This is a genomic window from Dactylosporangium maewongense (assembly GCF_039531485.1).
Taxonomy (GTDB): Bacteria; Actinomycetota; Actinomycetes; order Mycobacteriales; family Micromonosporaceae; genus Dactylosporangium; species Dactylosporangium maewongense.
This window is the reverse complement of record NZ_BAAAQD010000018.1, coordinates 123,075-148,657: the sequence shown is the minus strand read 5'-3', so window position 1 is coordinate 148,657 and position 25,583 is coordinate 123,075. Positions and strand designations below refer to the sequence as shown.

At 72.7% G+C, this 25,583-nt stretch carries 28 protein-coding genes; 24 read left to right on the top strand and 4 right to left on the bottom strand.

Features of this window, described 5'->3' with window-relative positions; all coding sequences use genetic code 11:
- Nucleotides 1–12 precede the first annotated feature (12 nt).
- From ABD332_RS38055 to ABD332_RS37965, 19 genes are all read left to right on the top strand, one after another.
- Nucleotides 13–801 carry a phosphotransferase gene (locus ABD332_RS38055; RefSeq protein ID WP_344507958.1) on the top strand — a complete coding sequence of 263 codons (789 nt, stop codon included), beginning with the start codon at nucleotides 13–15 and terminating at the stop codon, nucleotides 799–801.
- 175 nt (nucleotides 802–976) lie between these two features.
- Nucleotides 977–2,371: an ammonium transporter gene (locus ABD332_RS38050; protein WP_344507956.1), complete on the top strand. Its 1,395-nt coding sequence runs from the start codon at nucleotides 977–979 to the stop codon at nucleotides 2,369–2,371.
- Between the two features lie 27 nt (nucleotides 2,372–2,398).
- Entirely contained in the window at nucleotides 2,399–2,737 is a 339-nt protein-coding gene (locus ABD332_RS38045; RefSeq protein WP_033358035.1) for a P-II family nitrogen regulator, read from the top strand.
- 9 nt (nucleotides 2,738–2,746) lie between these two features.
- On the top strand, nucleotides 2,747–4,996 hold the full coding sequence (locus ABD332_RS38040; RefSeq protein ID WP_344507954.1) for a [protein-PII] uridylyltransferase: 2,250 nt from the start codon (nucleotides 2,747–2,749) through the stop codon (nucleotides 4,994–4,996).
- Between the two features lie 47 nt (nucleotides 4,997–5,043).
- Nucleotides 5,044–6,579, top strand: a complete 1,536-nt coding sequence (gene ffh, locus ABD332_RS38035; protein ID WP_344507952.1) for a signal recognition particle protein — start codon at nucleotides 5,044–5,046, stop codon at nucleotides 6,577–6,579.
- Nucleotides 6,563–7,657: an amidohydrolase family protein gene (locus ABD332_RS38030; protein ID WP_344507951.1), complete on the top strand. Its 1,095-nt coding sequence runs from the start codon at nucleotides 6,563–6,565 to the stop codon at nucleotides 7,655–7,657. The genes ffh and ABD332_RS38030 overlap by 17 nt, the downstream gene beginning before the upstream one ends.
- Nucleotides 7,654–8,304 (top strand): ribonuclease FAU-1 family protein, encoded by a 651-nt coding sequence (locus ABD332_RS38025; RefSeq protein WP_344507950.1) that lies wholly within the window; start codon nucleotides 7,654–7,656, stop codon nucleotides 8,302–8,304. Before ABD332_RS38030 ends, ABD332_RS38025 begins: the two co-directional genes overlap by 4 nt.
- A complete protein-coding gene (locus ABD332_RS38020; protein WP_344507949.1) occupies nucleotides 8,301–8,996 on the top strand; it encodes a ribonuclease FAU-1 family protein in 696 nt (231 codons plus the stop codon). Before ABD332_RS38025 ends, ABD332_RS38020 begins: the two co-directional genes overlap by 4 nt.
- Nucleotides 8,997–9,150: 154 nt before the next feature.
- Nucleotides 9,151–9,630, top strand: coding sequence for a 30S ribosomal protein S16 (gene rpsP, locus ABD332_RS38015; protein ID WP_344507947.1), 480 nt, complete (start codon nucleotides 9,151–9,153; stop codon nucleotides 9,628–9,630).
- A complete protein-coding gene (locus tag ABD332_RS38010; protein ID WP_033357826.1) occupies nucleotides 9,605–9,862 on the top strand; it encodes an RNA-binding protein in 258 nt (85 codons plus the stop codon). Before rpsP ends, ABD332_RS38010 begins: the two co-directional genes overlap by 26 nt.
- A gap of 3 nt (nucleotides 9,863–9,865) precedes the next feature.
- Nucleotides 9,866–10,417 (top strand): ribosome maturation factor RimM, encoded by a 552-nt coding sequence (gene rimM / locus ABD332_RS38005; RefSeq protein ID WP_344507945.1) that lies wholly within the window; start codon nucleotides 9,866–9,868, stop codon nucleotides 10,415–10,417.
- Nucleotides 10,414–11,139, top strand: coding sequence for a tRNA (guanosine(37)-N1)-methyltransferase TrmD (trmD, locus tag ABD332_RS38000; protein ID WP_344507943.1), 726 nt, complete (start codon nucleotides 10,414–10,416; stop codon nucleotides 11,137–11,139). Before rimM ends, trmD begins: the two co-directional genes overlap by 4 nt.
- 98 nt (nucleotides 11,140–11,237) lie before the next feature.
- On the top strand, nucleotides 11,238–11,594 hold the full coding sequence (gene rplS / locus ABD332_RS37995) for a 50S ribosomal protein L19 (protein ID WP_344507941.1): 357 nt from the start codon (nucleotides 11,238–11,240) through the stop codon (nucleotides 11,592–11,594).
- 812 nt (nucleotides 11,595–12,406) lie between these two features.
- The gene (gene lepB, locus ABD332_RS37990) at nucleotides 12,407–13,219 is read left to right on the top strand and encodes a signal peptidase I (protein ID WP_344508182.1); all 813 of its coding nucleotides are present in this window, start codon (nucleotides 12,407–12,409) and stop codon (nucleotides 13,217–13,219) included.
- A 21-nt stretch (nucleotides 13,220–13,240) separates the two neighbouring features.
- A complete protein-coding gene (gene lepB, locus ABD332_RS37985; RefSeq protein ID WP_344507940.1) occupies nucleotides 13,241–13,882 on the top strand; it encodes a signal peptidase I in 642 nt (213 codons plus the stop codon).
- 19 nt (nucleotides 13,883–13,901) lie between these two features.
- Nucleotides 13,902–14,360, top strand: coding sequence for an NUDIX hydrolase (locus ABD332_RS37980; protein WP_344507939.1), 459 nt, complete (start codon nucleotides 13,902–13,904; stop codon nucleotides 14,358–14,360).
- A complete protein-coding gene (locus ABD332_RS37975) occupies nucleotides 14,360–15,106 on the top strand; it encodes a ribonuclease HII (RefSeq protein ID WP_344507938.1) in 747 nt (248 codons plus the stop codon). Before ABD332_RS37980 ends, ABD332_RS37975 begins: the two co-directional genes overlap by 1 nt.
- A complete protein-coding gene (locus tag ABD332_RS37970; RefSeq protein ID WP_033357832.1) occupies nucleotides 15,103–15,423 on the top strand; it encodes a DUF2469 domain-containing protein in 321 nt (106 codons plus the stop codon). The genes ABD332_RS37975 and ABD332_RS37970 overlap by 4 nt, the downstream gene beginning before the upstream one ends.
- Before the next feature lie 94 nt (nucleotides 15,424–15,517).
- Nucleotides 15,518–16,036 carry a murein hydrolase activator EnvC family protein gene (locus ABD332_RS37965; RefSeq protein WP_344507935.1) on the top strand — a complete coding sequence of 173 codons (519 nt, stop codon included), beginning with the start codon at nucleotides 15,518–15,520 and terminating at the stop codon, nucleotides 16,034–16,036.
- On the opposite strand, the gene ABD332_RS37960 is transcribed toward ABD332_RS37965, so the two are convergent.
- Genes ABD332_RS37960 through ABD332_RS37950 form a run of 3 tightly spaced genes read right to left on the bottom strand, consistent with a single transcriptional unit; the run spans nucleotide 16,033 to nucleotide 18,562 of the window.
- On the bottom strand, nucleotides 16,033–17,220 hold the full coding sequence (locus ABD332_RS37960) for an aminotransferase class V-fold PLP-dependent enzyme (RefSeq protein WP_344507933.1): 1,188 nt from the start codon (nucleotides 17,218–17,220) through the stop codon (nucleotides 16,033–16,035). The two genes, ABD332_RS37965 and ABD332_RS37960, sit on opposite strands and share 4 nt — an antisense overlap.
- 50 nt (nucleotides 17,221–17,270) lie before the next feature.
- Nucleotides 17,271–18,227 (bottom strand): tyrosine recombinase XerC, encoded by a 957-nt coding sequence (locus ABD332_RS37955; protein WP_344507931.1) that lies wholly within the window; start codon nucleotides 18,225–18,227, stop codon nucleotides 17,271–17,273.
- Nucleotides 18,224–18,562 carry a hypothetical protein gene (locus ABD332_RS37950; protein WP_344507929.1) on the bottom strand — a complete coding sequence of 113 codons (339 nt, stop codon included), beginning with the start codon at nucleotides 18,560–18,562 and terminating at the stop codon, nucleotides 18,224–18,226. Before ABD332_RS37950 ends, ABD332_RS37955 begins: the two co-directional genes overlap by 4 nt.
- Before the next feature lie 86 nt (nucleotides 18,563–18,648).
- Between ABD332_RS37950 and ABD332_RS60220 the strand changes: the two genes are divergently transcribed.
- The 4 genes from ABD332_RS60220 (at nucleotide 18,649) to dprA (ending at nucleotide 22,717) form a co-directional block, all read left to right on the top strand.
- Nucleotides 18,649–19,554, top strand: coding sequence for a bifunctional helix-turn-helix transcriptional regulator/GNAT family N-acetyltransferase (locus ABD332_RS60220; protein ID WP_425552352.1), 906 nt, complete (start codon nucleotides 18,649–18,651; stop codon nucleotides 19,552–19,554).
- 87 nt (nucleotides 19,555–19,641) lie between these two features.
- Nucleotides 19,642–20,001 carry a YraN family protein gene (locus ABD332_RS37935; RefSeq protein ID WP_344507927.1) on the top strand — a complete coding sequence of 120 codons (360 nt, stop codon included), beginning with the start codon at nucleotides 19,642–19,644 and terminating at the stop codon, nucleotides 19,999–20,001.
- The gene (locus ABD332_RS37930) at nucleotides 20,001–21,515 is read left to right on the top strand and encodes a YifB family Mg chelatase-like AAA ATPase (protein WP_344507925.1); all 1,515 of its coding nucleotides are present in this window, start codon (nucleotides 20,001–20,003) and stop codon (nucleotides 21,513–21,515) included. Before ABD332_RS37935 ends, ABD332_RS37930 begins: the two co-directional genes overlap by 1 nt.
- Nucleotides 21,512–22,717: a DNA-processing protein DprA gene (dprA, locus tag ABD332_RS37925; protein WP_344507923.1), complete on the top strand. Its 1,206-nt coding sequence runs from the start codon at nucleotides 21,512–21,514 to the stop codon at nucleotides 22,715–22,717. Before ABD332_RS37930 ends, dprA begins: the two co-directional genes overlap by 4 nt.
- A gap of 660 nt (nucleotides 22,718–23,377) precedes the next feature.
- On the opposite strand, the gene ABD332_RS37920 is transcribed toward dprA, so the two are convergent.
- Complete coding sequence (locus tag ABD332_RS37920) at nucleotides 23,378–24,556, bottom strand: pyridoxal phosphate-dependent aminotransferase (RefSeq protein ID WP_344507921.1); 1,179 nt, start codon at nucleotides 24,554–24,556, stop codon at nucleotides 23,378–23,380.
- 114 nt (nucleotides 24,557–24,670) lie between these two features.
- Here ABD332_RS37920 and ABD332_RS37915 point away from each other — a divergent pair, with 114 nt between their 5' ends.
- A complete protein-coding gene (locus ABD332_RS37915; protein ID WP_344507920.1) occupies nucleotides 24,671–25,573 on the top strand; it encodes a hypothetical protein in 903 nt (300 codons plus the stop codon).
- Nucleotides 25,574–25,583 lie beyond the last annotated feature (10 nt).

Here is a 25,583-nt window from a genome sequence, read left to right as displayed (position 1 = left end):
GAAGGACGACACGTGACGCAGCAGGAGATCCCCCTCCACGGCGGAAACACCTCCGTCGTGGTGCGCTCGGGAGACACCGTGCGCCGCAACGCCGGACCCTGGACGCCGGCGGTGCATGCGCTGCTGCGGCACCTGGAGTATGTCGGGTTCACCGGCGCGCCTCGGGCGTTCGGCATCGACGAGCGGGGCCGCGAGGTCCTGTCCTACCTGGAGGGCGAGCCGGGTAGCTATCCGCTCGCCCCGCACTGGGTGACCGACGAGGCGATGGTCACCGTGGCGACCATGCTGCGGATGTTCCACGACGCGCAGGCCGGGTTCCGCCCGGCGCCCAACGCGGTGTGGCGCTCCTTCGGCCCGCCGCCGCCGGACACCGAGGTCATCTGCCACCACGACGCGGCGCCGCACAACGTGATCTGGCGGCCCGACGGGACGCTGTCGCTGATCGACTTCGACCTCGCCTCGCCGGGCGCCAGGATCTACGACGTCGCCTATGCCGCGTGGACCTGGGTGCCGCTCTTCTCCGACCGCGACTCCTACACGCTCGGCTGGAAGCGGCCGAACCGGCCGCGGCGGCTGCGCATGTTCGCCGACGCGTATGGGCTGACCCCGCGTGACCGGCACCGCCTCGTGCGCGTCATCCGGAAACGGATTGTCGATCACATCGAGGGAATTCGACGCATGGCGGCCGCGGGAGACCCCGCTTTCGTGCGGATCGTGCACAAGGGACATCTCCGTCGTCCGGTCCGTGACCTGCGGCTCATCGACTATGAACGGCACACGCTCGAATACGCCCTTCGATAGGGCTATTTGTGTGTGTGAGCGTTTCTTCACACGCTGGAAACATGACGTGACGCCTTAGAAATCGCTCAGCGCCGGTGCGCGAAACGTGAGCCCTGGAAGCTCTCGCGCAACCGGCTGGAAGGGCGACGCTGCTTTTCAGGTCGGGAGGGAGGATCTCGACTACTAGGAGGCCAGCGTGCCTGAAGCGACCATCGATACCGGCAACACCGCTTGGTTGCTGGTTTCGACAGCGCTTGTGCTGCTCATGACGCCGGGTCTGGCACTGTTCTACGGTGGCCTGAACCGTTCCAAGGGCGTCCTCAACATGATGATGATGAGCTTCTCGACCATCGGGCTCGTCAGCATCCTCTGGCTGTTCTACGGCTTCTCGGCCTCGTTCGGCACGGACAGCCTGGGTGGCTTCATCGGTAACCTCGGCGACTACATGGGCTCCAAGACCTACACGGACCTGTTCTGGGGCGCCACGGACGAGAACCCGTCCGGCATCGGCATCCCGACCTACGTCTTCATGGTCTTCCAGATGACGTTCGCCGTCATCACGGTCGCCCTGATCAGCGGCGCGATCGCCGACCGGGCCAAGTTCGCCGGCTGGCTGCTGTTCGCGTTCGGCTGGGCCACGCTCGTCTACTTCCCCGTCGCCCACAACGTGTGGGGCGGCGGCTGGATCTTCCAGAAGCTGCACCCGCTCGACTTCGCCGGTGGCACCGCCGTCCACATCAACGCCGGTGCGGCAGCGCTCGGCGTGGCGCTGGTCCTCGGCAAGCGCATCGGCTGGCCGCGGGAGAGCATGAAGCCGCACAACGTGCCGTTCGTCGCCCTCGGCGCCGGTCTGCTGTGGTTCGGCTGGTTCGGCTTCAACGCGGGCTCCGAGCTCACGGTCGACGGCGTGACCGGCCTCGCGTTCGTCAACACCCAGGTCGCGACCGCCGCAGCGGTGCTCGGCTGGGTCATCGTCGAGTGGATCCGTGACCGGAAGCCGACCCTGGTCGGTGCCTCGTCCGGCGCCATCGCCGGTCTGGTCGCGATCACCCCCGCCTGTGGCTTCATCGACTCGTGGGCCGCGGTCCTGCTCGGCCTGGCCGCCGGTATCGTCTGCGCCCTCGCGGTGAGCCTCAAGTACCGCTTCGGCTTCGACGACTCGCTCGACGTCGTGGGCGTCCACTTCGTCGGCGGCTGGCTCGGCTCCCTGGCGCTGGGCTTCTTCGCCAACTCGGACATCAACTCGGCGATCACCGACGTCGTCGGCGCCAAGGACGGTCTGTTCTTCGGCGGCGGCGCGGCCCAGCTGGGCGCGCAGGCCGGTGCGAGCGCCATCGTGACGGTCTACTCCTTCGCGATCGCCTTCGTCCTCGCCTTCATCATCGAGAAGACGATCGGGTTCCGGGTCAGCGCGGAGGCCGAGGTCGAGGGCATCGACATCTCGGAGCACGCGGAGAGTGGTTACGATCTCCACAACCCGGGTGGTGGCGGCGGCTCGACCAGCGCCTTCGCCATGGCGGGGATCGGTGGAGGCGCAAGTGCACCGGCGGCACCGGCGGCGCCGGCCCCGGTGGAAAAAGTTGTCGGTTAGCGTCGAGGGATGACGGAGGGAATGGGCATGAAGCTGGTGACCGCGGTCATCAAGCCGTATCAGCTCGACGCGGTGAAAGAGGCCCTGCACGCGCTTGGCGTGGCCGGCCTGACCGTGAGCGAGGTTCAGGGATACGGGCGTCAGAAGGGCCACACCGAGGTCTACCGCGGTGCGGAGTACACGGTGGAGTTCGTCCCGAAGATCCGCGTCGAGATCGTCACCGACGAGCTGGACTTCGAGAAGGTCGTGGACGCCATCGTCACCGCCGCCCGCACCGGCAAGATCGGTGACGGCAAGGTCTGGGTCACCTCGGTCGACGAGGTCATCCGGGTCCGCACCGGCGAGCGCGGCCTCGACGCGCTGTAGCCGGCACACGTGACGCAACTTCCGGCGCCCGCCCCGGTTCTTTCCACCGGGGCGGGCGCCGCCGCGCGAGCCTCGCGCTCGGCGGCCCTCGACTCCTGGCTCGCGGATGTCTATACGTCGGCGGGCGGTGCCGCTGAGGGCGCCGCGCTGGTCGCCGTCGGCGGCCTCGGCCGCCGCGAATGCGCCCCGCGCAGCGACCTCGATCTCGTCCTGCTCCACTCCGCCGGGGCCGCCGGGGCCGCGGACGAGGTCGGCACGCGGATGTGGTATCAGATCTGGGACGCCAAGTTCGCGCTCGACCACTCCACCCGGACCCCCGAGCAGGCCCTGGAGCTGGCCCAGAAAGACCTGAAGGTGGCGCTCGGGCTGCTCGACGCCCGGCTCGTCGCCGGCGACGGCCGCCTGCTGGACCGCCTGCACGCCGACGCCGTCGCGCAGTGGCGGCGCGAGGCCCGGCACCTGCTGCCCGCGCTGCGCGCGCTCACCCAGGCCCGCTGGGACGCCCACGGCGAGCTGGCCTTCCTGCTCGAAGGCGACGTCAAGGAGTCCCGGGGCGGCCTGCGCGACGTGGGCGTGCTGCGCGGCATCGGCTTCGCCGGCGTCGCCGACGGTCCCCGGCCGGCGGTTCGCGGCGCGTACCGCACCCTCCTCGACGTCCGCGACGCGCTGCACGCCGTGCGGGGGCGCCGCGTCGACCGGCTGCTCGCCCAGGACCGCGACGAGGTCGCCGAGCTGCTCGACCTCGGCGACCGTGACGAGGTGCTGCGGCGCATCGCGGAGGCGGCCCGCACCATCGCCTACGCCAGCGACGACGCCTGGCGCGCGGTCGAGCGCTGGTCCTCGCCGGCAACCCGCGGCCACGCCGGGCGCCGTCCCCTCGCCCGAGACGTCGTCGAGCAGCACGGCGAGGTCGTCCTCGCGCGGGCGGCCGTGACGCCGCGGCCCGACCCGTCGCTGCCGCTGCGCGTCGCCGCCGCCGCGGCCCGCGCCGACCTGCCGATCGCGCACGCGACGCTGGAGTGGCTCGGCCAGTTCGCCGCGCCGATGCCGCAGCCGTGGCCGGCGCCGGCCCGCGACGCCCTGCTCACGCTCCTGGGCAGCGGCCCGTCGATGATCTCGATCTGGGAGGCGTGCGACCGGTACGGGCTGGTCGTGAACTGGCTGCCCGAGTGGGCCCGGATCCGCAGCCTGCCCCAGCACAACCCGGTGCACCTGTTCACCGTCGACCGGCACCTGGTCGAGACCGCCCGGCACGCCGCGAAGCTGTCCCGCGACGTCGACCGCCCCGACCTGCTGGTGCTCTGCGGCCTGCTGCACGACATCGGCAAGGGCCTGCCCGGCGACCACAGCACCGTCGGCGCGCCGATCGCCGCCGACATCGCCGCCCGCCTCGGCCTGCCGCCCATCGACGTCGACCTGGTCGAGAGGGTCGTCCGGCTGCACCTGCTGCTGCCGGACACGGCGACCCGCCGCGACCTCAGCGACCCGCGGACGATCGCCGGGGTCGCCGGGGCCGTCGGCGACCACTCGACCCTGGCCGTGCTGCACTCGCTCGCCCGCGCCGACGCCGCCGCGACCGGGCCCGCCGCCTGGTCCGACTGGAAGGGCCGGCTCATCACCGAGCTGGTCCGGCACGTCGAGCGGGCCCTGGACACCGGGGTGGTCGCGGCGCCGCCGTCGCCGGCCGCCGCGCTGCCCGTCGCCGGGAAGCTGCCCGCGGTGCACGTCGACACCGACGTCGTGTCGGTGACCGCGCAGGACCGGCGCGGGCTGCTCGCCGCGGTGGCCGGCTGCCTGTCGCTGCACCGCCTCGACGTGGTGGCCGCCGACACGGTCAGCACGGGTGACCTGGCCAGGATGGTCTGCGCCGTCCAGCCGCGGTACGGCGGGGAGGTCGACCGGGAGGCGGTCGCCAGCGACCTGCGCCGCGCCGTGCTGGGCGAGCTGCCCGTCGCCGAGCGGCTCGCGGCCCGGGAGCGCTCCGCCAGGCAGCGCAACACCGTCCCGCCGCGCGTGGTGTGGCAGCCGGCGAGCGCCGCCACCGCCGCCACCGTCCTGGAGCTGCGCGCATCCGACACGCCGGGGCTGCTCTTCCGGGTCGCGCACGCCCTGGAGGACGTCGGCGCCGACGTGCGCTCGGCCCGCATCTCGACCCTCGGCGGCGAGGTCGTCGACGCCTTCTACCTGGCCGGGGAGCTGTCCGCGGACGACCGCGCCCGGGTGGCGGACGCGGTGCTGCAGGCGGCGACGCCCGGGTAGCGTCGGTTACCCTTTGCAGCAGCGCCTACCTCGAGGACGGATTCGTCGTGTTTGACACCCTGAGTGATCGGCTCTCCGGCATCTTCACGAAGCTGAAGGGCAAGGGTCGGCTCACCGAGGCGGATGTCGACGCCACCGCGCGGGAGATCCGCCTCGCGCTGCTCGAGGCCGACGTCGCGCTGCCGGTGGTGAAGGACTTCATCGCCCGGCTCAAGGAGCGCGCCCGCGGCGCCGAGGTGTCCAAGGCCCTCAACCCGGCCCAGCAGGTCATCAAGATCGTCCACGAGGAGCTGGTCGCGACGCTCGGCGGCGAGGCGCGCCGGCTGCAGTTCGCCAAGACCGCGCCGACCGTGATCATGCTCGCCGGCCTCCAGGGCTCCGGCAAGACCACCCTGGCGGGCAAGCTCGCCCGCTGGCTCAAGGCGCAGGGCCACCAGCCGCTGCTCGTCGCCTGTGACCTCCAGCGCCCCAATGCCGTCAACCAGCTGCAGGTCCTCGGTGGCCGGGCCGGCGTCGAGGTCTACGCGCCGCAGCCGGGCAACGGCGTCGGCGACCCGGTCAGCGTCGCCCGCGAGTCGATCGAGCACGCCCGCCGCCAGATGCGCGACATCGTGATCGTCGACACCGCCGGCCGGCTCGGCATCGACGCCGAGATGATGCAGCAGGCCGCCGACATCCGCGACGCCGTCGACCCCGACGAGGTCATCTTCGTCATCGACGCGATGATCGGTCAGGACGCGGTCACCACCGCCCAGGCCTTCCGCGACGGCGTCGGCATCACCGGAGTCGTGCTGTCCAAGCTCGACGGCGACGCCCGCGGTGGTGCGGCGCTCTCCGTCCGCCACGTCACCGGCCAGCCGATCATGTTCGCGTCGACCGGTGAGAAGCTCGAGGACTTCGACGTCTTCCACCCCGACCGGATGGCCTCGCGCATCCTCGGCATGGGTGACGTGCTCACGCTCATCGAGCAGGCCGAGGCCGCCTTCGAGGACGACCAGAAGGAGCGGATGGCCGCCAAGCTCATGGGCGGCGAGACGTTCACCCTGGAGGACTTCCTCGAGCAGCTGCAGGCCGTGCGGCGGATGGGCCCGATCGCCAACGTGCTGGCCATGATGCCGGGCATGGGGCAGATGAAGGACCAGATCGCCGAGATCGACGACAAGCACTTCGACAAGGTGACGGCGATCATCCGCTCGATGACCCCCGGCGAGCGCACCAACCCCAAGATCCTCAACGCGTCGCGCCGGGTGCGCATCGCCAACGGCTCCGGCGTCACCGTCACCGACGTCAACCAGCTGCTCAACCGCTTCGCCGACGCGCAGAAGATGATGAAGCAGATGAGCGGCATGATGGGCATGCCCGGCACGCGCCGCAAGGCCACCAAGTCGCCTAAGAACAAGCGCAAGGGCGGCAAGAGCGGCGGTGGCGGCGCCCGCCAGCCCCGGCTCGGCGGCGGCGTGCCGCAGCTGCCGCCCGGCTTCGACCCGGCGGCCATGGACCCGAATGCGGCGGGGCTGCCGGCCGGCTTCAAGCTGCCGAAGCTCGACTTCTCGAAGCTGCAGAAGCGTGACGGACAGTCCTGAGGCGCTGCACGTCCGGGGCGTTCTCCTCCCGGACGACACGCAGACCGACATCTGGCTCGTCGGCGACCGGGTGACGCTGTCACCCGTGCCGGGTGCCGTGACCGTCGCCGACGGCGGCTTCGTCCTGCCGGGGCTCGTCGACGCGCACTGCCACCTGGGCATCGCGCCGGGCGGGCACCCGTCCGCCGGCGTCGCCGCCGCCCGGGAGCTGGCGCTGGTCGACCGTGCCGCGGGCGTGCTCGCGATCCGTGACGCGGGGTCGCCCATCCCGTACCCGATGCTCGACGACGACCCGGAGATGCCCCGGCTGGCCAGGGCGGGCCGGCACGTGGCGCCGCCGAAGCGCTACCTGCGCGACATCGGCGTCGAGGTCGGCGCAGCGTCGCTCGCCGAGGAGGTCACCCGGCAGGCCGGGCTCGGCAATGGCTGGGTGAAGCTCGTCGGCGACTGGATCGACCGGGGCGTCGGCGACCTCGCCCCAGCCTGGGACCTGGACGCGATGGCCGGCGCGGTCGCCGCCGCGCACGCCGCCGGTGCCCGCGTGGCCGTCCACACGTTCGCCGAGGAGTCCGTCGCGGCGCTGGTCCGCGCGGGCGTCGACTCCGTCGAGCACGGCACCGGCCTGTCGCTCGACGACATCGATCTCATGGCTCGGCAGCGGACCGCGCTCGTTCCGACGATGATCAACATCGAGACGTTCGACGGGATCGCCGCGACGGCTTCGGGCAAGTTCCCGGCGTACGCGCGGCACATGCTGGCGCTGAAGGACCGCTTCCCGTCGGTGGTGCGGGCGGCGCACGAGGCGGGAGTGCCGATCTACGTCGGCAGTGACGCCGGTGGCGGCATCGCCCACGGGCTCGCCGCCCAGGAGATGCTGCTGCTGCACCGCGAGGCCGGCATGCCGTCGCTCGACGTGCTGCGGGCCGGCTCCTGGGGTGCCCGCGAGTGGCTGGGCTTCCCGGGCCTCGTCGAGGGCGGCCTCGCCGACCTGGTGGTCTACGACGGCGACCCGCGCGCCGACCTCACGGAGCTGCTCCGGCCCCGCCGGATCGTCCTCAAGGGCCGGGTCGTCAGGTGACGCTGAGCCCCGGACGGGCCGTGCTGCACCGGCATTTCGCCCGTGACACGCTCGTCTGGGCGCCGCTGGCCAGGATCGTCGCCGACGACGAGCTCGGGCTGCGCCTGTGGATGGCGACCGGCAGCCCGCTCATCCGCGAGGTCACCACCGACGGCCGGGGGCCGCGGGACATGCCCTTCGCCGAGTGGGTGCTCGCGCCGAAGAAGATCATCCAGGATGTGTACCGGGGGCCGAGCACGCTCAAGTTCAACCCGCGTGGCGCCGCGTACTCGGTGTGGTGGCTGTTCGACCCCGCCGGTCGCTTCCGGGCCTGGTACGTCAACCTGGAGGAGCCGTCCGTCACGTGGGACGACGGCGCCGTGGCCGGCATCGACCTGACCGACCAGGACCTGGACATCTGGGTCTGGCCCGACCGGCGCTGGGACTGGAAGGACGAGGACGAGCTCAACGAGCGCCTCGCCTTCCCCGAGCACTACTGGGTGGGCGACGCCGAGGCGGTCTGGGAGCAGGGACGGCAGGTCGTGCCGGCGATCGAGGCCGGCGCGTGGCCCTTCGACGGCACCTGGACCGACTTCCGGCCGCCGGCCGGCTGGAGCATCCCCCCGCCCGTCGCTGAGGGCTGGGACCGACCGAGGGAGCGTCGTTGAGCGTTCAGCGGGGGCCGACCGACGCAGCGCCGTCGAGCGTCAGGTTCACGCCCGGGCAGGTCATCGTGCACCGCAACGTGCGCCTGGGCCGGATCGGCTGGGTCCGGCCGGCCCGGGTCGTCTCCGACGACGAGCGCGGCCTGCTGCTGTGGGTCGCCCGGGGCACCCCGGTGGTCAACGAGGTCTCCGGCGACGGCTTCGGCATGCGCACGATGCCCTTCGCCGAGTTCGTGACCCGGGGCACGGCGCTGAAGCACGGCACCTGGGACGGGCCCGGCGTGCTCAAGCTGCACCGGCCCGGCGACCCGGCGCACTCGGTCTGGTGGTTCCACGACGAGCGGGACCGCTTCAAGAACTGGTACGTCAACCTGGAGCGCCCGGCGGTCCGCTGGAGCGACGAGGGCGGCGCGTCCGGCGTCGACGTCACCGACTGGGACCTCGACATCGTGGCGGCTCCGGACCGGATCTGGCACTGGAAGGACGAGGAGGAGTTCCTGGAGCGCCTCGCCCTGCCGGAGCACTACTGGGTGCCCGACGAGGCCTTCGTGCGGGCCGAGGGTGAGCGGGTCGTGAAGGAGATCGAGGCGGGCGAGTTCCCGTTCGACGGCACGTGGACCGACTTCACCCCGCCGGCGAACTGGACGGTCCCGGATCTTCCGCAGGGTTGGGACCGCGGTTTTTGCGGTGGGTAGCGGGTCTGGCACAATGGATTGCTGGTATCAGGTTTCGCGTCGAGCCCTCTAACCCGGCGTCGGGTCCTTTCCATCAGAGCAGCCGAAGGCGCCAATCCCCACGGTGTCCGGACGTTCGCTCGGCTTCCACACAGATCCAGGAGCGAGCAACCAAGTGGCCGTCAAGATCCGGCTCCTGCGGATGGGCAAGATCCGCAACCCGCAGTACCGCATCGTCATCGCCGACTCGCGCACCAAGCGTGACGGTCGGGCGATCGAGTTCGTCGGGCTCTACCACCCGAAGGAGGAGCCCTCGCGCATCGAGGTCAACTCCGAGCGCGTCCAGCACTGGCTGTCGGTCGGCGCGCAGCCGAGCGAGGCCGTGCGGGCGATCCTCTCCAAGACCGGTGACTGGCAGAAGTTCAAGGGTCTGCCCGCGCCGGCCGAGCCGCTGAAGGTCAAGGCCGCCGCGCCGGACCGCCGCGCCACCTACGAGGCCGAGGCGCAGGTCGCCGCCGGTCTCGCCGAGGCGCCGAAGGCGAAGAAGGCCGAGCCGAAGAAGAAGTCCGAGGCTCCGGCGGCCGAGGCCCCGGCCGAGGCCCCGGCCGCGCAGGCTGAGGAGCAGACCGGTGCCGGCGCCGGCGCGGAGGCCTGACGTGTTGCGCCCCGCGCTGGAGCACCTGGTCAAGGGCATCGTCGACAACCCTGACGATGTCCGCGTCCGCATGGTCGACTCCCGTCGCGGTCAGCGCCTCGAGGTCCGGGTCAACCCGGAGGACCTCGGCACGGTGATCGGTCGCGGTGGTCGCACCGCGAAGGCGCTGCGCCAGGTGATCACGTCGATCGGTGGTCGCGGCGTCCGCGTCGAGATCGTCGACGCGTACTGATCCATGTTCCTCGTCGTCGGTCAGATATTCCGTGCGCACGGCGTCCGCGGCGAGGTCGTCGTGGACATCCGCACGGATGATCCGGCAGATCGTTTCGCCGTCGGGTCGGTCCTGGTGACCGACTCGACGGCGGTCCGGCATCTGCAGAAGGTCCCGGCCGGTGCCTGGCGCCCGCCGGCGACCCTCACCGTCGAGTCGGTCCGCCCGCACCAGGGCCGGCTGCTCGTCGTGTTCGAGGGCATCTACGACCGCAACCTCGCCGAGGACATGCGCGGCGTGCTGCTCTGCGTCGACAGCGCCGACATCCCCGCCCCGACGGACCCCGACGAGTTCAACGACCACGACCTCGTCGGTCTCTCGATCGTCGACGCGGCGGGGGAGAAGGTCGGCGAGCTGCTGCGCATCGACCACGCCCCGGCGCACGACCTGCTCGTCGTGCGGCTGGTCGACGGGCGGACCGGCCTCGTGCCGTTCGTCCGCGAGATCGTGCCCGAGGTCGACGTGCCGGGTGGGCGGATCGTCATCACCCCGCCGGAAGGCCTCTTCGACCTATGAGGGTCGACGTCGTCACGATCTTCCCGGAGTATCTCGCCCCGCTCGACCTGTCGCTCATCGGCAAGGCCCGCCGCACCGGGATCCTCGAGCTCGCCGTGCACGACCTGCGGACCTGGACGCACGACGTGCACCGCACCGTCGACGACACGCCGTATGGCGGAGGTCCGGGCATGGTGATGCGGCCCGAGCCGTGGGGGCAGTGCTTCGACGACCTCGCGTCGCCTTCCACGCATCTCGTCGTTCCCACGCCCGCCGGTGCGCCGTTCACACAGGACCTCGCACGCGCGTTTTCTTCGGACCCGCACCTTCTGTTTGCCTGTGGGCGATATGAGGGGATCGACCAGCGGGTGATCGACCACGCGGCCACCCGGATGCGGGTGAGCGAGGTCTCGCTCGGCGACTACGTCCTGTTCGGCGGCGAGGTCGCCGTGCTGGTCGTCATGGAGGCGGTGACCCGGCTGCTGCCGGGCGTGCTCGGCAACGCCGACTCCCTGGTGGAGGAGTCACACTCCGCCGGTGTACTGGAAGCGCCCATGTACACGAAGCCGCCGACCTGGCGGGGGCTGGACGTGCCCGAGGTGCTGCGCTCCGGCGACCATGGCAAGATCGCCCGCTGGCGGCGCGAGGAGGGGCTGCGGCGCACCGCCGCGCAGCGTCCGGACCTGCTCTCGCATCTTGAGGGGACCGGATTTCAGATTCCGGGTGTCGATGTGGCAAAGTAGTGGGGTTGCTGCGGGCCGACGGCTGCGCACCTCCTGATCATCTTTACGTTCGCGCGCCATGGATTCGGGCGTGCCTTGAGTGACGAGGAACTGCCGCGATGAACACGCTGGACGCGCTCGACGCAATGTCGCAGCGGACCGATCTCCCGAGCTTCCGCGCCGGTGACACCGTCAAGGTGCACGCGCGGGTCGTCGAGGGCAACCGGTCCCGGGTCCAGGTCTTCCAGGGCGTCGTGATCCGTCGCCAGGGCGACGGCCTGCGCGAGACCTTCTCGGTCCGGAAGGTGAGCTTCGGCGTCGGCGTCGAGCGCACCTACCCGGTCAACAGCCCCGCCGTCGACCGGATCGAGGTCGTCACCCGCGGTGACGTGCGCCGGGCCAAGCTCTACTACCTGCGCGACCTCCGTGGCAAGAAGGCCAAGATCAAGGAGAAGCGCGAGACCAAGGTCGGCTGAGCCGCACCCTGATCGACTTCCGACGAGGAGGACCCGTCCACGGGCCCTCCTCGTCGTCGTTCGCCTGAAGCTCGCTTTCCGGTCAACCGGCGCCGGGCTCCCCATTTTGGTCTTGTGCCTCTAGGCTGACGCCGATGGCAAGCGACTACGGCCGCGATGGTTACGACGATCGCGGCGATGACATACACCCACGCCGCCGCCCCCTGGATCAGGAGGGCGGGGAGCGTGGGCGTCCTGGTTTCGGCGGCAACACCTACCCGGAGCACGACTACTGGGGCCAGACGCAGGCGGGGCAGTCCCAGCAGGCGTTCGACGCCTGGGGGCGGCACCGTGGTGGTGACCCGGACCGGGATGATCAGCGCGGCGGTGACTGGAACCGGCCCGCCCGGTCCTGGGACGACGACCCGCACGGCGACCGCGGTCGCGACTCCGGCCGGGGCCGGTGGGACCGCGACGAGCCGCCGGTCGTGCGCGACCGCGCGTTCGAGGACCGGGGCTACGCCGACCAGGGCTACGGCGACCGTGGGCGCGACGGCGGGGGCTATGACGACCGCGGCTATGACCAGCGGGGCCGCGACGACCGCGGCCATGACGCGCAGGGTTACGACACGCGCGGCTACAACCGCCGCGGCTACGACGACCGTGGCTATGACGACCGTGGGTACGACGACCGCGACGGCTACGACGACCGCCGCTCCGGCGAGCAGGGCTCGTACCGGGGCCGGGGCGCGTCCGCCGGCCGCCGCGGCGCCTACGACGACGACAGCTCCGCCGCCTCGTGGAGCAGCAAGGTCCGCAAGAAGCGCAAGAACATGCCGCTGTGGCAGGAGTTGCCGCTGCTGCTGATCGTCGCGTTCTGCCTGGCGGTGCTCATCCGCACGTTCCTCGTGCAGGCGTTCTTCATCCCGTCCGGCTCGATGGAGAACACCCTCCTCGTCGGCGACCGGGTGCTGGTCAACAAGGTGCTCTACGACGTCCGCGAGCCTCAGCGCGGCGAGGTCGTCGTGTTCGAGGGCCCGGCCAACTGGGCGCCGGAGAACCAGGTCGACAAGGACGCCGGCTTCTTCGCCGAGCTCGGCCGCACGGTCGGCGACCTGGTCGGCTTCAGCCAGCCCGGCGAGAAGGACTTCATCAAACGGGTCATCGGCCTGCCCGGCGACACCGTCTCCTGCTGCGACGTGCAGGGCCGCGTCTTCGTCAACGGCTACCCGCTGGACGAGTCCGCGTATGTCTACGAGGACTCACCCCTGGACGCCACCCCCAACCCGAAGCAGTGCACGGCGCGCCGCTTCGGCCCGATCAAGGTCGAGCCGGGGCAGATGTTCGTGATGGGCGACCACCGCGGCGTCTCGCAGGACTCCCGCTGCCAGGGGCAGGTGCCGATCGACAACGTCATCGGCCGGGCCTTCGTCATCCTGTGGCCGAGCGGGCGGTGGGCCTGGCTGCCGGTGCCGGACACATTCAAGAACGTGCCGAAGAGCGCTTCGGCCTCGGTCGGCCCGCGGGTCACCAGAACGCCTGATTTACCTTTGGTGCCCGATATGGTGCTTGCACCACTCGCGGTAACTCTCACGGTTTCGACCCGTTCGGCGCGTCAGGAGCGGTTGAGACGTCGCCAATGGTGACGAGCACGTACCCTTCAGGGCGTGATTGACGAGCAGACCAAGCGCCCCAACACGTTTTGGCGCGAGTTGCCAGTGCTGCTGGGCGTGGCGATCATCGTCGCCGTCGTGGTGCGGGCATTCGTCCTTCAGACGTTCTACATCCCGTCCGAGTCGATGGAGAACACCCTCCTCATCCGCGACCGCGTGCTCGTCAACAAGCTCGTCTACGACTTCCGCTCCCCGCACCGGGGTGAGGTGATCGTCTTCGAGGCGCCCGCGTCGTGGCGCAACGACCCGTCCGAGGAGGACTTCATCAAGCGGGTCATCGCGACCGGCGGCGACCACGTCGTGTGCTGCGACGACAAGCAGCGGATCACCATCAACGGCAAGGCCCTCGACGAGACCTACATCTACGCCGACGAGAACGGGCTGCAGGATCTCCCCAGCGAGGAGCAGTTCGACGTCACGGTGCCGGCCGGGCGGCTGTGGGTGATGGGCGACCACCGGTCGAGATCGGGCGACTCGCGGTACAACTTCGTCCGGTACAAGGACCCCGTCCAGGCGACGATCCCCGAGGACAACGTCGTGGGCAGGGCGTTCGTGGTGTTCTGGCCCTTCTCCAGGGCGAAATGGCTCAGCGTGCCGGAGACCTTCGACAAGGTGCCGGCGCCGACTGCGAAGTGAGACGTCGTAATCTCGTCGTATGACCCACGACGGGGGACGCATCGACCGCCGGGCCGCGCGGGTGCTCCTGCTCGACCCGGACGGCCGCGTGCTCATGCTGCACGGGTGGGACCCCGCGCGCCCGTCTCACACGTACTGGTTCACCGTGGGCGGCGGCGTGGAGCCGGGCGAGACGCTGCTGGACGCCGCCGTGCGGGAACTGTTCGAGGAGACCGGGCTGCTGTTCGCGGCGGCGGACCTGGTCGGCCCGGTGCGCAGCGACACGGTGTCGTTCCCGTTCGACGGTTCGTGGTTCTCGCAGGAGCAGTCGTTCTTCGTGGCCCGTGCTGTTTCCACGGCGGTCGACCTGTCCCGGCTCAACGAGGTGGAGCAGGGCTGCATCGACGAGGCCCGATGGTGGTCCGTCGACGCGCTGTCCAGCTCGGGCGAGCGCTTCTACCCGCCGGACCTGCCGTCCCTGCTGCGGGAGGTGGCGTGATGCTGGCGCCTCCCCGCACCGTCGTGCACCGAGCCGCCGGGCTGTGGGCCCTGGAGCGGGCGCTGCAGCGGCGCGGCTTCGAGCGGGTCGCCGGCGCCGACGAGGCCGGCCGGGGCGCCTGCGCCGGGCCGCTCGTGGTGGCCGCGGTCATCCTCCCGCAGGGCCGCCGCGGCGAGATCGACGAGCTCAACGACTCGAAGCTGCTCACCGCCGCCGCCCGGGAGCGGATCTACGACGAGGTCGTCGCCCGGGCCCTCGCCTGGTCCGTGGTGATCATCCCGCCGGGTGAGATCGACCGCCGGGGGCTGCACGTGTCCAACCTTGCCGGCATGCGGCGCGCCTTGGCCGGCCTCGCCGAGCGCCCCGACTACGCCCTCACCGACGGCTTCCGGGTCGACGGGCTCGGCACGCCCGGCCTCGCCGTGTGGAAGGGTGACCAGGTCGCCGCCTGTGTGGCGGCGGCGAGCGTGGTGGCGAAGGTCACCCGGGACCGGATCATGCGGGGGCTGCACGCCACGCACCCTGAATACGGCTTCGACGAGCACAAAGGATATTGCACGCCGGTGCACCAGGCGGCGCTCGTTGCGCACGGGCCGTGCACCGAGCATCGTTTCTCCTACGCGAACGTGGCGGCGGTGGGGCAGCGGAGGCAAAGGCGCGGTAACGTCGGCGTGGCGCCCGGCGAGGCCGCGACGGTGCCGGCGCAAGTGGGCGACAATGTGGCTATGGAAGGCGGACCGCGATGAGCGCCGAGGATCTCGAGAAGTACGAAACCGAGATGGAGCTCCAGCTCTACCGGGAGTATCGCGACATCGTCCGCCAGTTCTCGTACGTGGTGGAGACCGAGCGCCGGTTCTACCTGGCCAACCAGGTCGATCTGCACGTGCGCAACTCCGACGGCGAGGTCTACTTCGAGGTCGAGATGCACGACGCGTGGGTCTGGGACATGTATCGTCCTGCCCGGTTCGTGAAGAACGTCCGGGTGATGACCTTCAAGGACGTCAACGTCGAGGAGCTGGAGAAGCCCGACATCTCGCTGCCCGACAACGGCTTCGGAGGCTGACGCTGCCCGCCCGCTTGTCCACAAGGCCTCTGTTGTCCACAGGTCGGTGGGCCGGCGGGTGAGGGGGCGGGTGGGATCGGCATAGCTTCGTCGCATGCCGTTCCGCTTCTTGGCGCTGGTACTGGTAGCGCTGTCGTTCGCTGTTCCCGCTGTCGCCCCTGGCGCTCCCGCGCGTGCCGCACCGGCGGTGCCCGACGGTGGCCCGGGGGCGTTTCGCTGGCCGCTGGGGCCGCCGGTGGCGGTGGTCCGCCGGTTCGAGCCGCCACCCGGACCGTATGGTGCCGGACATCGCGGCGTGGATCTGCGCGGCTCCCCGGACGCCGTGGTGCACAGCGCGGGCCCCGGGGTGGTCGCGTTCGCCGGGATGGTCGCCGGGCGGCCGGTGGTGAGCGTGTCGCACCCGGGCGGGCTGCGCACGACCTACGAGCCCGTGGACCCCTCCGTGAAGGCCGGCACCGTCGTCTCCGCCGGCACCCCGCTCGGCACGCTGCGGCCCGGCCACGCCGGTTGCCCGGCGGCCGCCTGCCTGCACTGGGGGCTGCGCTCCGGGGAGGTGTATCTCGACCCGCTGACGCTGCTGCGCCGCGGCCGGGTCCGGCTTCTGCCGCGCTAGCGGCGCAGCAGCTTGGGCAGGCCCTCCACGAGGCGCTGGAAGTCGTCCTCGCGGTTGTAGACCTGCGCCGACAGTCGCAGGTAGCCGCAGCCGCGCCAGGCGGCGAGCCCGACCTCGGTGGCGAGCTCGTCGGAGATCCTGCGGCGCAGGGCGGTGGCCGCCGCCGGCTCCGTCACCGCGCCCTGCGGCAGCGGCACGACGGTCATCGGCAGCCCGGTCCGCGGCGGCACGGCCTCGCCGAGGGCCTCGGCGAGCAGTGCCTGGCCGTGCTCGGCGAGCGCGGTGTTGTGCCGGTGCACCGCGTCGAGGCCGAGGGAGCGCAGCACGAAGAGGCCCGTCGGCGCGGCGAGCCACGGCGTGTAGTCGCGCGCGCCCAGCCACTCCAGGCTGTCGGGGAAGCCGGCGTCCTGGTTCCAGGACACGACCAGCGACTGGAGCCGCTCCCGCCAGCGCGGCGCCACCGACAGCAGTGCCGTGCCGCGGGGTGCGTAGGCCCACTTGTGCAGGTTGCCGACCCAGAAGTCAGCGCCGATGCCGGCGACCGGGTCGGGCAGGATGCCGGGCGCGTGCGCCGCGTCGACCAGGACCGCGGCCCGCTCGCCGGCGCGGCCGCGGACCGCCTCGACGATCCTGCGGACCGGCAGGACCCGCGCGGTCGCCGCGGTGATGTGGTCGACGACCACCAGCCGCGTCCTGCCGGTGACGGCGTCGAGGACCGCCTCGACCGCGGCGTCGTCGTCGGGGGCGAGCGGCATGCGGGCCACCCTCCGGCTCGCGCCGGTCCGGCGGCAGAAGGCGTCCACGGCGAGGTCGACGGCGCCGTAGCCGTGGTCGGTGGTGACGATCTCGTCGCCACTGCCGAGGCTCCCGCCATCGCCGCCATCGCCGCCGCCGAGCGCGGCGAGGACCGTGGACGTGCCGGTCGTGGCGTTGTCGACGAGGGCCGTCAGGTCGGGGTCGGCGCCGACGAACGCGGCGAGGTGCCGGCGCACGTGCGCGATGCGCTCCTCCAGGCCGACGCTGAAGAACCGTGGCGGGTTGGCCTCGACCTCGTCGCGCAGCCGCTGCTGGGCCCGCTGCACCGGGATCGGCACCAGGCCGAAGGAGCCGTGGTTGAGCTGCGCGACCGCCGCGTCGTTGGAGAACAGCAGGCGTGCGCCGGGAATCGGCTCCGGAGCGGACATATCCACGATCTTAAGGTCCTGCGCCGCACTTCCGGGTCGCGTTGCCGGAGTCAGGCGCGGGGGTGGGCCTGCTCGTACGCGGACCGGAGCCGCTCGATCGACACGTGGGTGTAGATCTGGGTGCTGGCCAGCGAGGCGTGCCCCAGCAGCTCCTGCACCGAGCGCAGGTCGGCGCCGCCCTCGAGCAGGTGGGTCGCGGCGGAGTGGCGCAGGTCGTGCGGGGAGGTGTGCGGCAGGCCGGTCGCCCTGGCGTGCCCGTCGACGAGGCGCCGGGCGGCCGCGGGCTGCAGGCGGCCGCCACGCGCGCCGAGGAGCAGCGCCGCGCCGCTCGCGGGGCCGGCGAGGGCCGGGCGGCCGCTGCGCAGCCACTCGGTCAGCGCCTGCTCGGCGGGCAGCCCGTAGGGCACCGCGCGCTCCTTGTCACCCTTGCCGATGACCCGCACGACGCGGCGCATCCGGTCGACGTCGCCGACGTCCAGGCCGCACAGCTCGCTGACCCGGATGCCGGTGGCGTACAGCAGCTCCAGCACCAGCCGGTCGCGCAGCCCCACGGCGTCGTCGCGGCCCGCGGGGGCGGTCACGAGCGTCTCGGCCTGGTCGGCGCGCAGCACGGTCGGCAGGTCGCGGTGCGCCTTCGGGCTGGCGAGGCGCTGGCCCGGGTCGGTGGCGAGCAGGCCCTCGCGGTGGGCCCAGGCGGTGAACGTCCGCGCGGCGGCGGCGTGCCTGGCCAGGCTGGCACGGGCGGCGCCGGCCGCGCGCCGGCGGGCGAGCCAGCCGCGCAGCACCGCCAGCGTCAGCTCGCCCGGGGCGGTCGCGCCGGCGCGGGAGGCGTGGTCGAGCAGGGAGACGACGTCGCCGACGTACGCGCGGACGGTGTGCTCGGAGCGGTTGCGCTCGGCGGCGAGGTGGCGGGCGAAGTCGTCGACCGCGGTGCGCATGCCGTCCGGCAGCGCTTCGTGCTGCTCCGCGACGCCGGTCGTCTGCGGCGGAGCTGGTCTTCTCGTCATTTGCGACGGAGTTGGTCTTCGAGGAACCGCTCGATCAAGCCCCGGACCACCGCCGCCATCGTGAAACCGTGCTCGGCGCACCAGGCGCGCAGCTCGGCGTGCCGCTCGGTCGGCAGGCGAAACGTGACGAGCTGGCTCTCCTCGCCCGCCGGCAGAGCGCCGCCGAGGGCGTTGTTCAGCACGCCGGCGCGCATCTCGACGGCTGCGGCGAGCAGGTTGCCGCCGCCGACCTGGGCCGGCGTGCCACGGTCGAGGAGCCAGACGGTGATCTCCTGGCGGGTTGGGGCGGGGAGCGTCTCGAGCAGCTCCACGAGCTTGTCGGCAGGGGCAGTCATGCCACCAACGATAGTGCCCGCTATCGCTGTGCGATATCGCCTTGAGTTCTTTGACTCCGTCAGGAAAATCGTTGACTATGTCAAGTATGACTGTCGCGGCCGTACGGGAGTTCAACCGCTACTACACGAACCTCATCGGGGTGCTGCGGGCCGGCCTGCACGACTCCGCCTACTCGCTGGCCGAGGTGCGGGTGCTGTACGAGCTGGCCATGGACAGCGCGCACGACACGGCCGAGCTGCGGCGGCTGCTCGACATCGACGCCGGGTACCTGAGCCGGATCCTCGGCAGGCTGGAGGCCGACGGGCTCGTCGCGCGGTCCCGGTCCACATCGGACGCGCGCCGCCGCCGCATCGAGCTGACGCCGGCCGGGCGGGAGGCGTTCGCGGCGCTGGACGCGCGCTCCGAGGAGCAGATCGCCGGGCTGCTCGCCTCCGTCGGCGAGGTCGACCGGCGGCGGCTGGTCGGCGCGATGGACACGATCCGGTCGGTGTTCGAGGGCGTCCTGCCGCCGCGCGCCGTGGTCCTGCGGCCGCCGCTGCCCGGCGACCTGGGCTGGGTCGTGCAGCGCCACGGCGCGCTCTACGCCGCGGAGTACGGGCTGGACGCCACCTTCGAGGCGCTGGTGGCCCGCATCGTCGCCGACTACGCGGCCTCGCACGACCCGCGGACCGAGGCGGGGTGGATCGCCGAGGTCGACGGCGCTCCCGTCGGGTCGATCTTCTGCGTACGGGCGGACGAGGGCGTGGCGAAGCTCCGGCTCCTGTTCGTGGAGCCGGCGGCGCGGGGGATGGGCGTCGGCGGCACGCTGGTGGACGAGTGCGTGCGGTTCGCGCGCCGGGCCGGGTACCGGGAGATGGTGCTCTACACGCAGGACGTGCTGCTCGCCGCCCGGCGCATCTACCAGCGGGCCGGGTTCGTGCTGGAGAGCGCCACCCCGGCGTTCGTGTACGGCGTGGACGTCGCCGAGGAGCAGTGGCGCCTGTCGCTGTGACGTTCACGTTTTCCACAAGCGGCCCGTTGTCCACAGGTTGCCCGCTCGCGTCGCGCCCCGTTTCGCGAAACGCGGCAGGCTCCCCACATGACCAACACCAACCAGATCGTGGGCCGCTTCGGCGAGCGCCTGGCCGTGCGGCACCTCATCGCCCGTGGCCTCGTCCCCCTCGACCGCAACTGGCGCTGCCCGTCCGGTGAGATCGACGTGGTCGCCCGCGACGGGCCGGTGTTGGTGTTCGTCGAGGTGAAGACCCGCCGGGGCGCCAAGTTCGGGGCGCCGGCGGAGGCGGTCAGCGCGGACAAGGCCCGCCGCGTGCGCCGGCTCGCCGCCCGCTGGCTGGCCACGCACGGCGCCGGCGACCGGCGGCAGGTCCGCTTCGACGTGGTGGCCGTCCTGCTCGGCGCCGACACCGTCGGCGTGCGGCACCTCCGCGGGGTCTTCTGATGGGCTACGCGAAGATCCGCTCCGTCGCCCTGCAAGGGGTGGCCGGGCAGGTGATCGTGGTCGAGGCCGACGTCGCGCCCGGGCTGCCGAGCCTCGTCGTGTCGGGCCTGCCCGACGCCGCGCTCACCGAGGCCCGCGACCGCATCCGGGCCGCCGTGCACAACTCCGGGGCCACCTGGCCGCAGCAGCGCATCACGGTCAACCTGCTGCCCGCCCACGTGCGCAAGCACGGCTCCGGGTTCGACACCGCCATGGCGCTCGCCGTGCTCGCCGCCGGCGCCGACCTGCCGACGCGCCTGCTGGTCGACGCGGTCATCCTCGGCGAGCTCGGCCTCGACGGCACCCTCCGGCCCGTCCGCGGGGTGCTGCCCGCCGTGCTCGCCGCCAGCCGCGCCGGCGCCGGCCTCGTCGTCGTCCCACCCGGCAACGTCGACGAGGCGCGGCTCGTGCCCGACGTGCGGGTCCGCGCCGCCGACTGCCTCGGCCGCATCATCGGCTTCGTCCACGGCACCGAGACGCTGCTCGACCCGCCCACGCAGCCGCCACCGGCGCAGCGCCCGCCGGCCGACCTCGCCGACGTCCTCGGCCAGGAGCGCGGCCGCCGAGCCATCGAGCTGGCCGCCGCCGGCCGGCACCACCTGGCGATGTTCGGCCCGCCCGGCGCAGGCAAGACGCTGCTCGCCCAGCGGCTGCCCGGCATCCTGCCCGAGCTCACCGAGCGGGAGTCCATCGAGGTCACGGCGCTGCACTCGGTCGCCGGCGAGCTGTCTGCCGGCGCCGGCCTGATCCGCCGGGCGCCGCTGCAGGCGCCGCACCACACGTCCTCGATCGCGGCGCTCGTCGGCGGCGGCTCCGGCATCGCCAAGCCCGGCGCGATCAGCCTCGCCCATCACGGGGTGCTGTTCCTCGACGAGTGCGCCGAGTTCCAGGCCAGCGCCCTCAATGCCCTGCGTGAGCCTCTGGAGCACGGTGAGGTGCGGCTGCGTCGGGTCCACGGCGAGACGGTCTATCCCGCCAGGGCCCAGCTGGTCCTCGCCGCCAACCCGTGCCCGTGCGCGAGGCCCGGCGGCGACGCCATGTGCCAGTGCCCGCCGGGGGTGCGCGTCCGGTATCGGTCCAGGCTCTCCGGCCCGCTGCTGGACCGGGTCGACCTCCAGGTCGACGTGGTGGCGGTGCGCGCGGCGGCGCTCTTCGGCACCGAGCCGGCCGAGTCGTCCGCGACCGTCGCGGCGCGGGTCGTGCGGGCGCGGCAGGCGGCGGCGAGCCGGTGGGCGCCGCACGCCCGGTCCAACGGGGAGGTCCCCGCCGCCGTCCTGCGCGACCGGCGCTTCCGGCTGCCGCGCGCCGTGCTGCACCCGCTGGCCACCGCGATGGACCGCGGCCAGCTGTCGGCCCGGGGCATGGACCGCGCGACCCGCGTCGCGTGGACCGTCGCCGACCTCGACGGCCGCGACCGCCCCACCATCGGCGATGTCCACGAAGCCCTCGAGATGCGGTCAAGGAGAGGCCGATGAGCACCATCGACCGGGCGGCGCGGCTGGCGCTGGCCCATCTGGTGGAGCCCGGCAGCCGGGAGCTCGGGATGCTGGTGCGGGCTGTCGGGGCGCCGGAGGCGCTGGTCATGGTGCTGCACGGGCACGGCGTCACCGAGGCGCTCGCCGGCGCGGTCCACGCCCGCCTCGACGCCACCCTGCTCGACGCGCGCACCGGCTCCGCCGACGCGTGGGCCGAGCGGGTCGCGCTCACCCTGGCCGGCGAGATGACCGAGCGGGCGGGCCGGCTCGGCGCTCGCATGGTCACCGCCGTCGACGAGGAGTGGCTCACCGCGCTCGACGACCTCACCCGGGTCAGCCGCGACGGCGCCGACGCGCTCCGCCGCGACACCGACCCGCCGCTGTGCCTGTGGCTGCGCGGGCCCGTCCGGCTGGAGGAGGCGCTGGAGCGGTCGGTGTCCGTGGTCGGTGCCCGGGCCATCACCCACTATGGCGAGTTCGTCGCGTCGGAGCTCGCCTTCGGCCTGGCGGAGCGCGGCTGGGCGGTGGTCTCCGGCGGCGCGCTCGGCGTCGACGTCACCGCCCACCGGGGCGCCCTCGCCGCCGGCGGGGTGACCTGCGCGGTGCTCGCCTGCGGCATCGACCAGGTCTACCCGGTCTCCAACGCGGCCGTGTTCGAGCGCATCACCGAGGAGGGGCTCCTGCTGACCGAGTGGCCACCGGGCACCCGGCCGCACAAGACCAGGTTCCTGACCCGCAACCGGGTCATCGCCGCCGCCACCCGCGGCACCGTGATGGTCGAGGCCGGCTCCCGCAGCGGCGCGCGCAACACGCTGTCCTATGCCCGCCGCCTGGAGCGCTCCGCCATGGTCGTCCCCGGCCCGATCACCTCGGCGATGTCGGTCGGCTGCCACGTCGAGCTCCGCACCCCCGGCACCGTCCTCGTCACCCGCGTCGACGAGATCGTCGAGGAGGTCGGCCGGCTCGGGGAGCTCGCCGACCCCATCCACGGCGACGAGCGCCCCGAGGACGCCCTGGACGCCACCCAGGCCAGGGTCCTCGACGCGGTGGCCCCTCGCGCCGCCCGCTCGGCGGAGGAGATCGCCGCCATCGCGGGCGTCGCCACCCGCGCCGCCCGCCGGACGCTTCCCGTTCTGGAGCAGCACGGCTTCGTCGTCAGCACCGAAGCCGGCTACCGCCTCGCCCCGAAGGCCCGCTCGTGACAGCATCCCCGACCCGGCACGCCGTCAGCCGGCCGTCCTTGCCACCGCGCACGCCGGCCGCGTCCGCACTGGTGCGCCCCCGAGCAGTGGCCAGACCGCCCCCGCGGAAGGAGCGCCGGGCCGCCCGGGATGCCCTGCCTGGGTTGCGGACGCCTGGCCCGCAGCCCTGGCCCGCAGCCCTCGCCCCCGGCCGTCGCCGATTCGCCCCGCGCCTCCGGGCGACGTCACGTCCGGGCGGCGTTGCGTCCGGGCGGCGTCACGTTCGGGCGGCGTCACGTTCGGGCGGCGTCACGTTCGGGCGGCGTCACGTTCGGGCGGCGTCACGTTCGGGCGGCGTTGCGGCTGGGCGGCGTTGCCCCCGGGCGGCGTTGCGGTTGGGCGGCGTCGCGTCCTGCGGGGTCGGGTCTGGGCGGGGGTCGTGTCCGGGGTTGTCGTGTCCGGGTTGTCGTGTCAGGCGGGGGCGGGTCTGGGTCGGGTTGCGTCTGGGCGGCTCGTGTCCGGGGGGCATCGTGTCTGGCGGCGTCGGCAGTCAGATGTGTTCTCTGATCAGTCGGGTCGGCCGGGTTCGTGGATGTTCAGCGCTCTGGGCGTGGTGCTGTGCCGCTTGTCGAACGGCTGCTGTGGCCGCCCACACCCACGATCATGTGACGGGGGCGGGGGTCAGAGGCGGCGGAGGCGGGTGCTGGCTTCCTCGATGACCTCGTCGCGCTTGCAGAAGGCGAACCGGATGATGTGGCGGCCGGCGGCGGCGTCGTCGTAGAAGACCTGGGTGGGCACGGCGACGACGCCGCAGCGGTCGGGCAGGGCGAGGCAGAAGTCGACGCCGTCGGTGCCGCCGAGGGGGGTGATGTCGGCGGTGACGAAGTAGGTGCCCTCCGAGCGGAGGACGGCGAAGCCGGCGGCGGTCAGGCCCTCGCAGAGGCGGTCGCGCTTGCGCTGGAGGTCGTCGCGGAACTGCTCGTAGTAGGAGGGCGGGGAGTTCAGGGCCACGGCGATCGCGGGCTGGAGGGGGCCGGCGTTGACGAAGGTGAGGAACTGCTTGACGCGCAGGGCGGCGGAGACCAGGTCGCGGGGGCCGCAGATCCAGCCGATCTTCCAGCCGGTGCAGGAGAAGGTCTTGCCGGCGGAGGAGATCTGCAGCGTGCGGGCGCGCATGCCGGGCAAGGACGCGATCGGCACGTGGGGGGCGTCGGCGTCGGTGAAGACCAGGTGCTCGTAGACCTCGTCGGTGACGGCGACCGCGTCGAACTCCTCGCAGAGGGCGGCGATCTGCGCCAGCTCGTCGGGGGTGAAGACCTTGCCGGTCGGGTTGTGGGGGGAGTTGAGCAGGACGAGCCGGGTGCGGGGGCCGAAGGCGGCGCGCAGCTCCGCCGGGTCGAAGGCGTAGCCGCCGTCGTGGGCGCGCAGGGTCACCGGGCGGCGGACCGCGCCGGCGAGGGCGATGGAGGCGGCGTAGGAGTCGTAGTAGGGCTCGAAGCAGACGACCTCGTCGCCGGGCTCGCAGAGGGCGAGGATGGTGGCGGCGATCCCCTCGGTCGCGCCGGCCGTGACGATGATCTCTCCGTCGGGGTCGTAGTCCAGGCCCCAGAACGCCTTCTGGTGGGCCGAGATCGCCGCGCGGAGCTCGGGGACGCCGGGGCCCGGCGGGTACTGGTTGCGGCCGGAGCGGAGGGCCTCGGCGGCGGCGTCGAGCATGGCGGCGGGGCCGTCGGTGTCGGGAAAGCCCTGGCCGAGGTTGACCGCGCCGGTGCGGACCGCGAGTGCCGACATCTCGGCGAAGATGGTCGTGCCGAAGGGGCGCATCCGGGCGACGAGTTGATCACGCGAGGCGTCAGTCACCCACCGAGTATGCGACGCCGGTCACTGCTGGAGTTGCCCAGGACCGTCACCGGCGGATATCCGGCAGTGCACCGGAGTGGCGGGGATCATCCGGACCGCCTACCGTGACGGACCGTGGATGGACGCCGGAACTACTCCCCGGACCCGGATGCGGAGCCCCGCTGGTACCCGGACGACCGTGGATACGACGAGCCTGGCCGCGGCGAGCGCCGCGACGACCGCCGGGAAGACCGGTCGCGCGACGACCGGGGCTACGGGGACGACCGCGGCTACACGCCGACGCGGTACGCCGACGAGCGCGAGTACGACGACGGCTACCGGGTCCCGGAGCCGCGCAGCGCGTCCCGCGGTTACGGCGCCGACTCCCTGCCGTACGGCGACAGCCCGAGCGGGCAGTTCAGCGCCCCGCTCCCGCCGGCTCCCGAGCACCCCGACGCCGCCGAGTCGGTCTCCAGGTCGCGGCGCTCCGAGGCGATCGACCGCAGCGCGCTGCAGCGGCCGGTGTCAGGCGGTGCGCCGAGCGCGCCCGTGAGTGCTCTGTCGTCGCCCGTGGTGACGGTGCCCACGGTGCCGGCGCCTCCGGCGGCGCCGCAGGGCGGGTACGGCCAGCAGGCTCAGCAGAGCCAGCAGGACGCGTTCGCGGCGCCGACGACCCTGACCGCGGCGATCCCGCCGCCGTCGGCAGCACCCGCGGCCGCTGCCGCGGAGCCGGGCGGTGCGGTGTACCGGTCGAAGCGGCCGGGGCTGGCCGTCGTGCTGGTGCTGCTCACGATCGTCTTCGAGGTGCCGGTGCTGCGGTTGTTCCTGACCGCGATGACCGCCGACAAGATCGAGGCCACCGGCACGCTTGCGAGCATCTTCATGATCCTTGGGCTGCCGATGTTCGCCCTCGGCCTGTACGGGCTGATCGGTGGCGCCGCGGCCGCCGCCTCGGGGGCGCGGGCCTGGCTGCGCACGCCGCTGGCGTACCTGCCGATCGCGGTGCTGCTGTTCATCGCCGCGGCCCTGTCCACCTGACCGGCCGCGC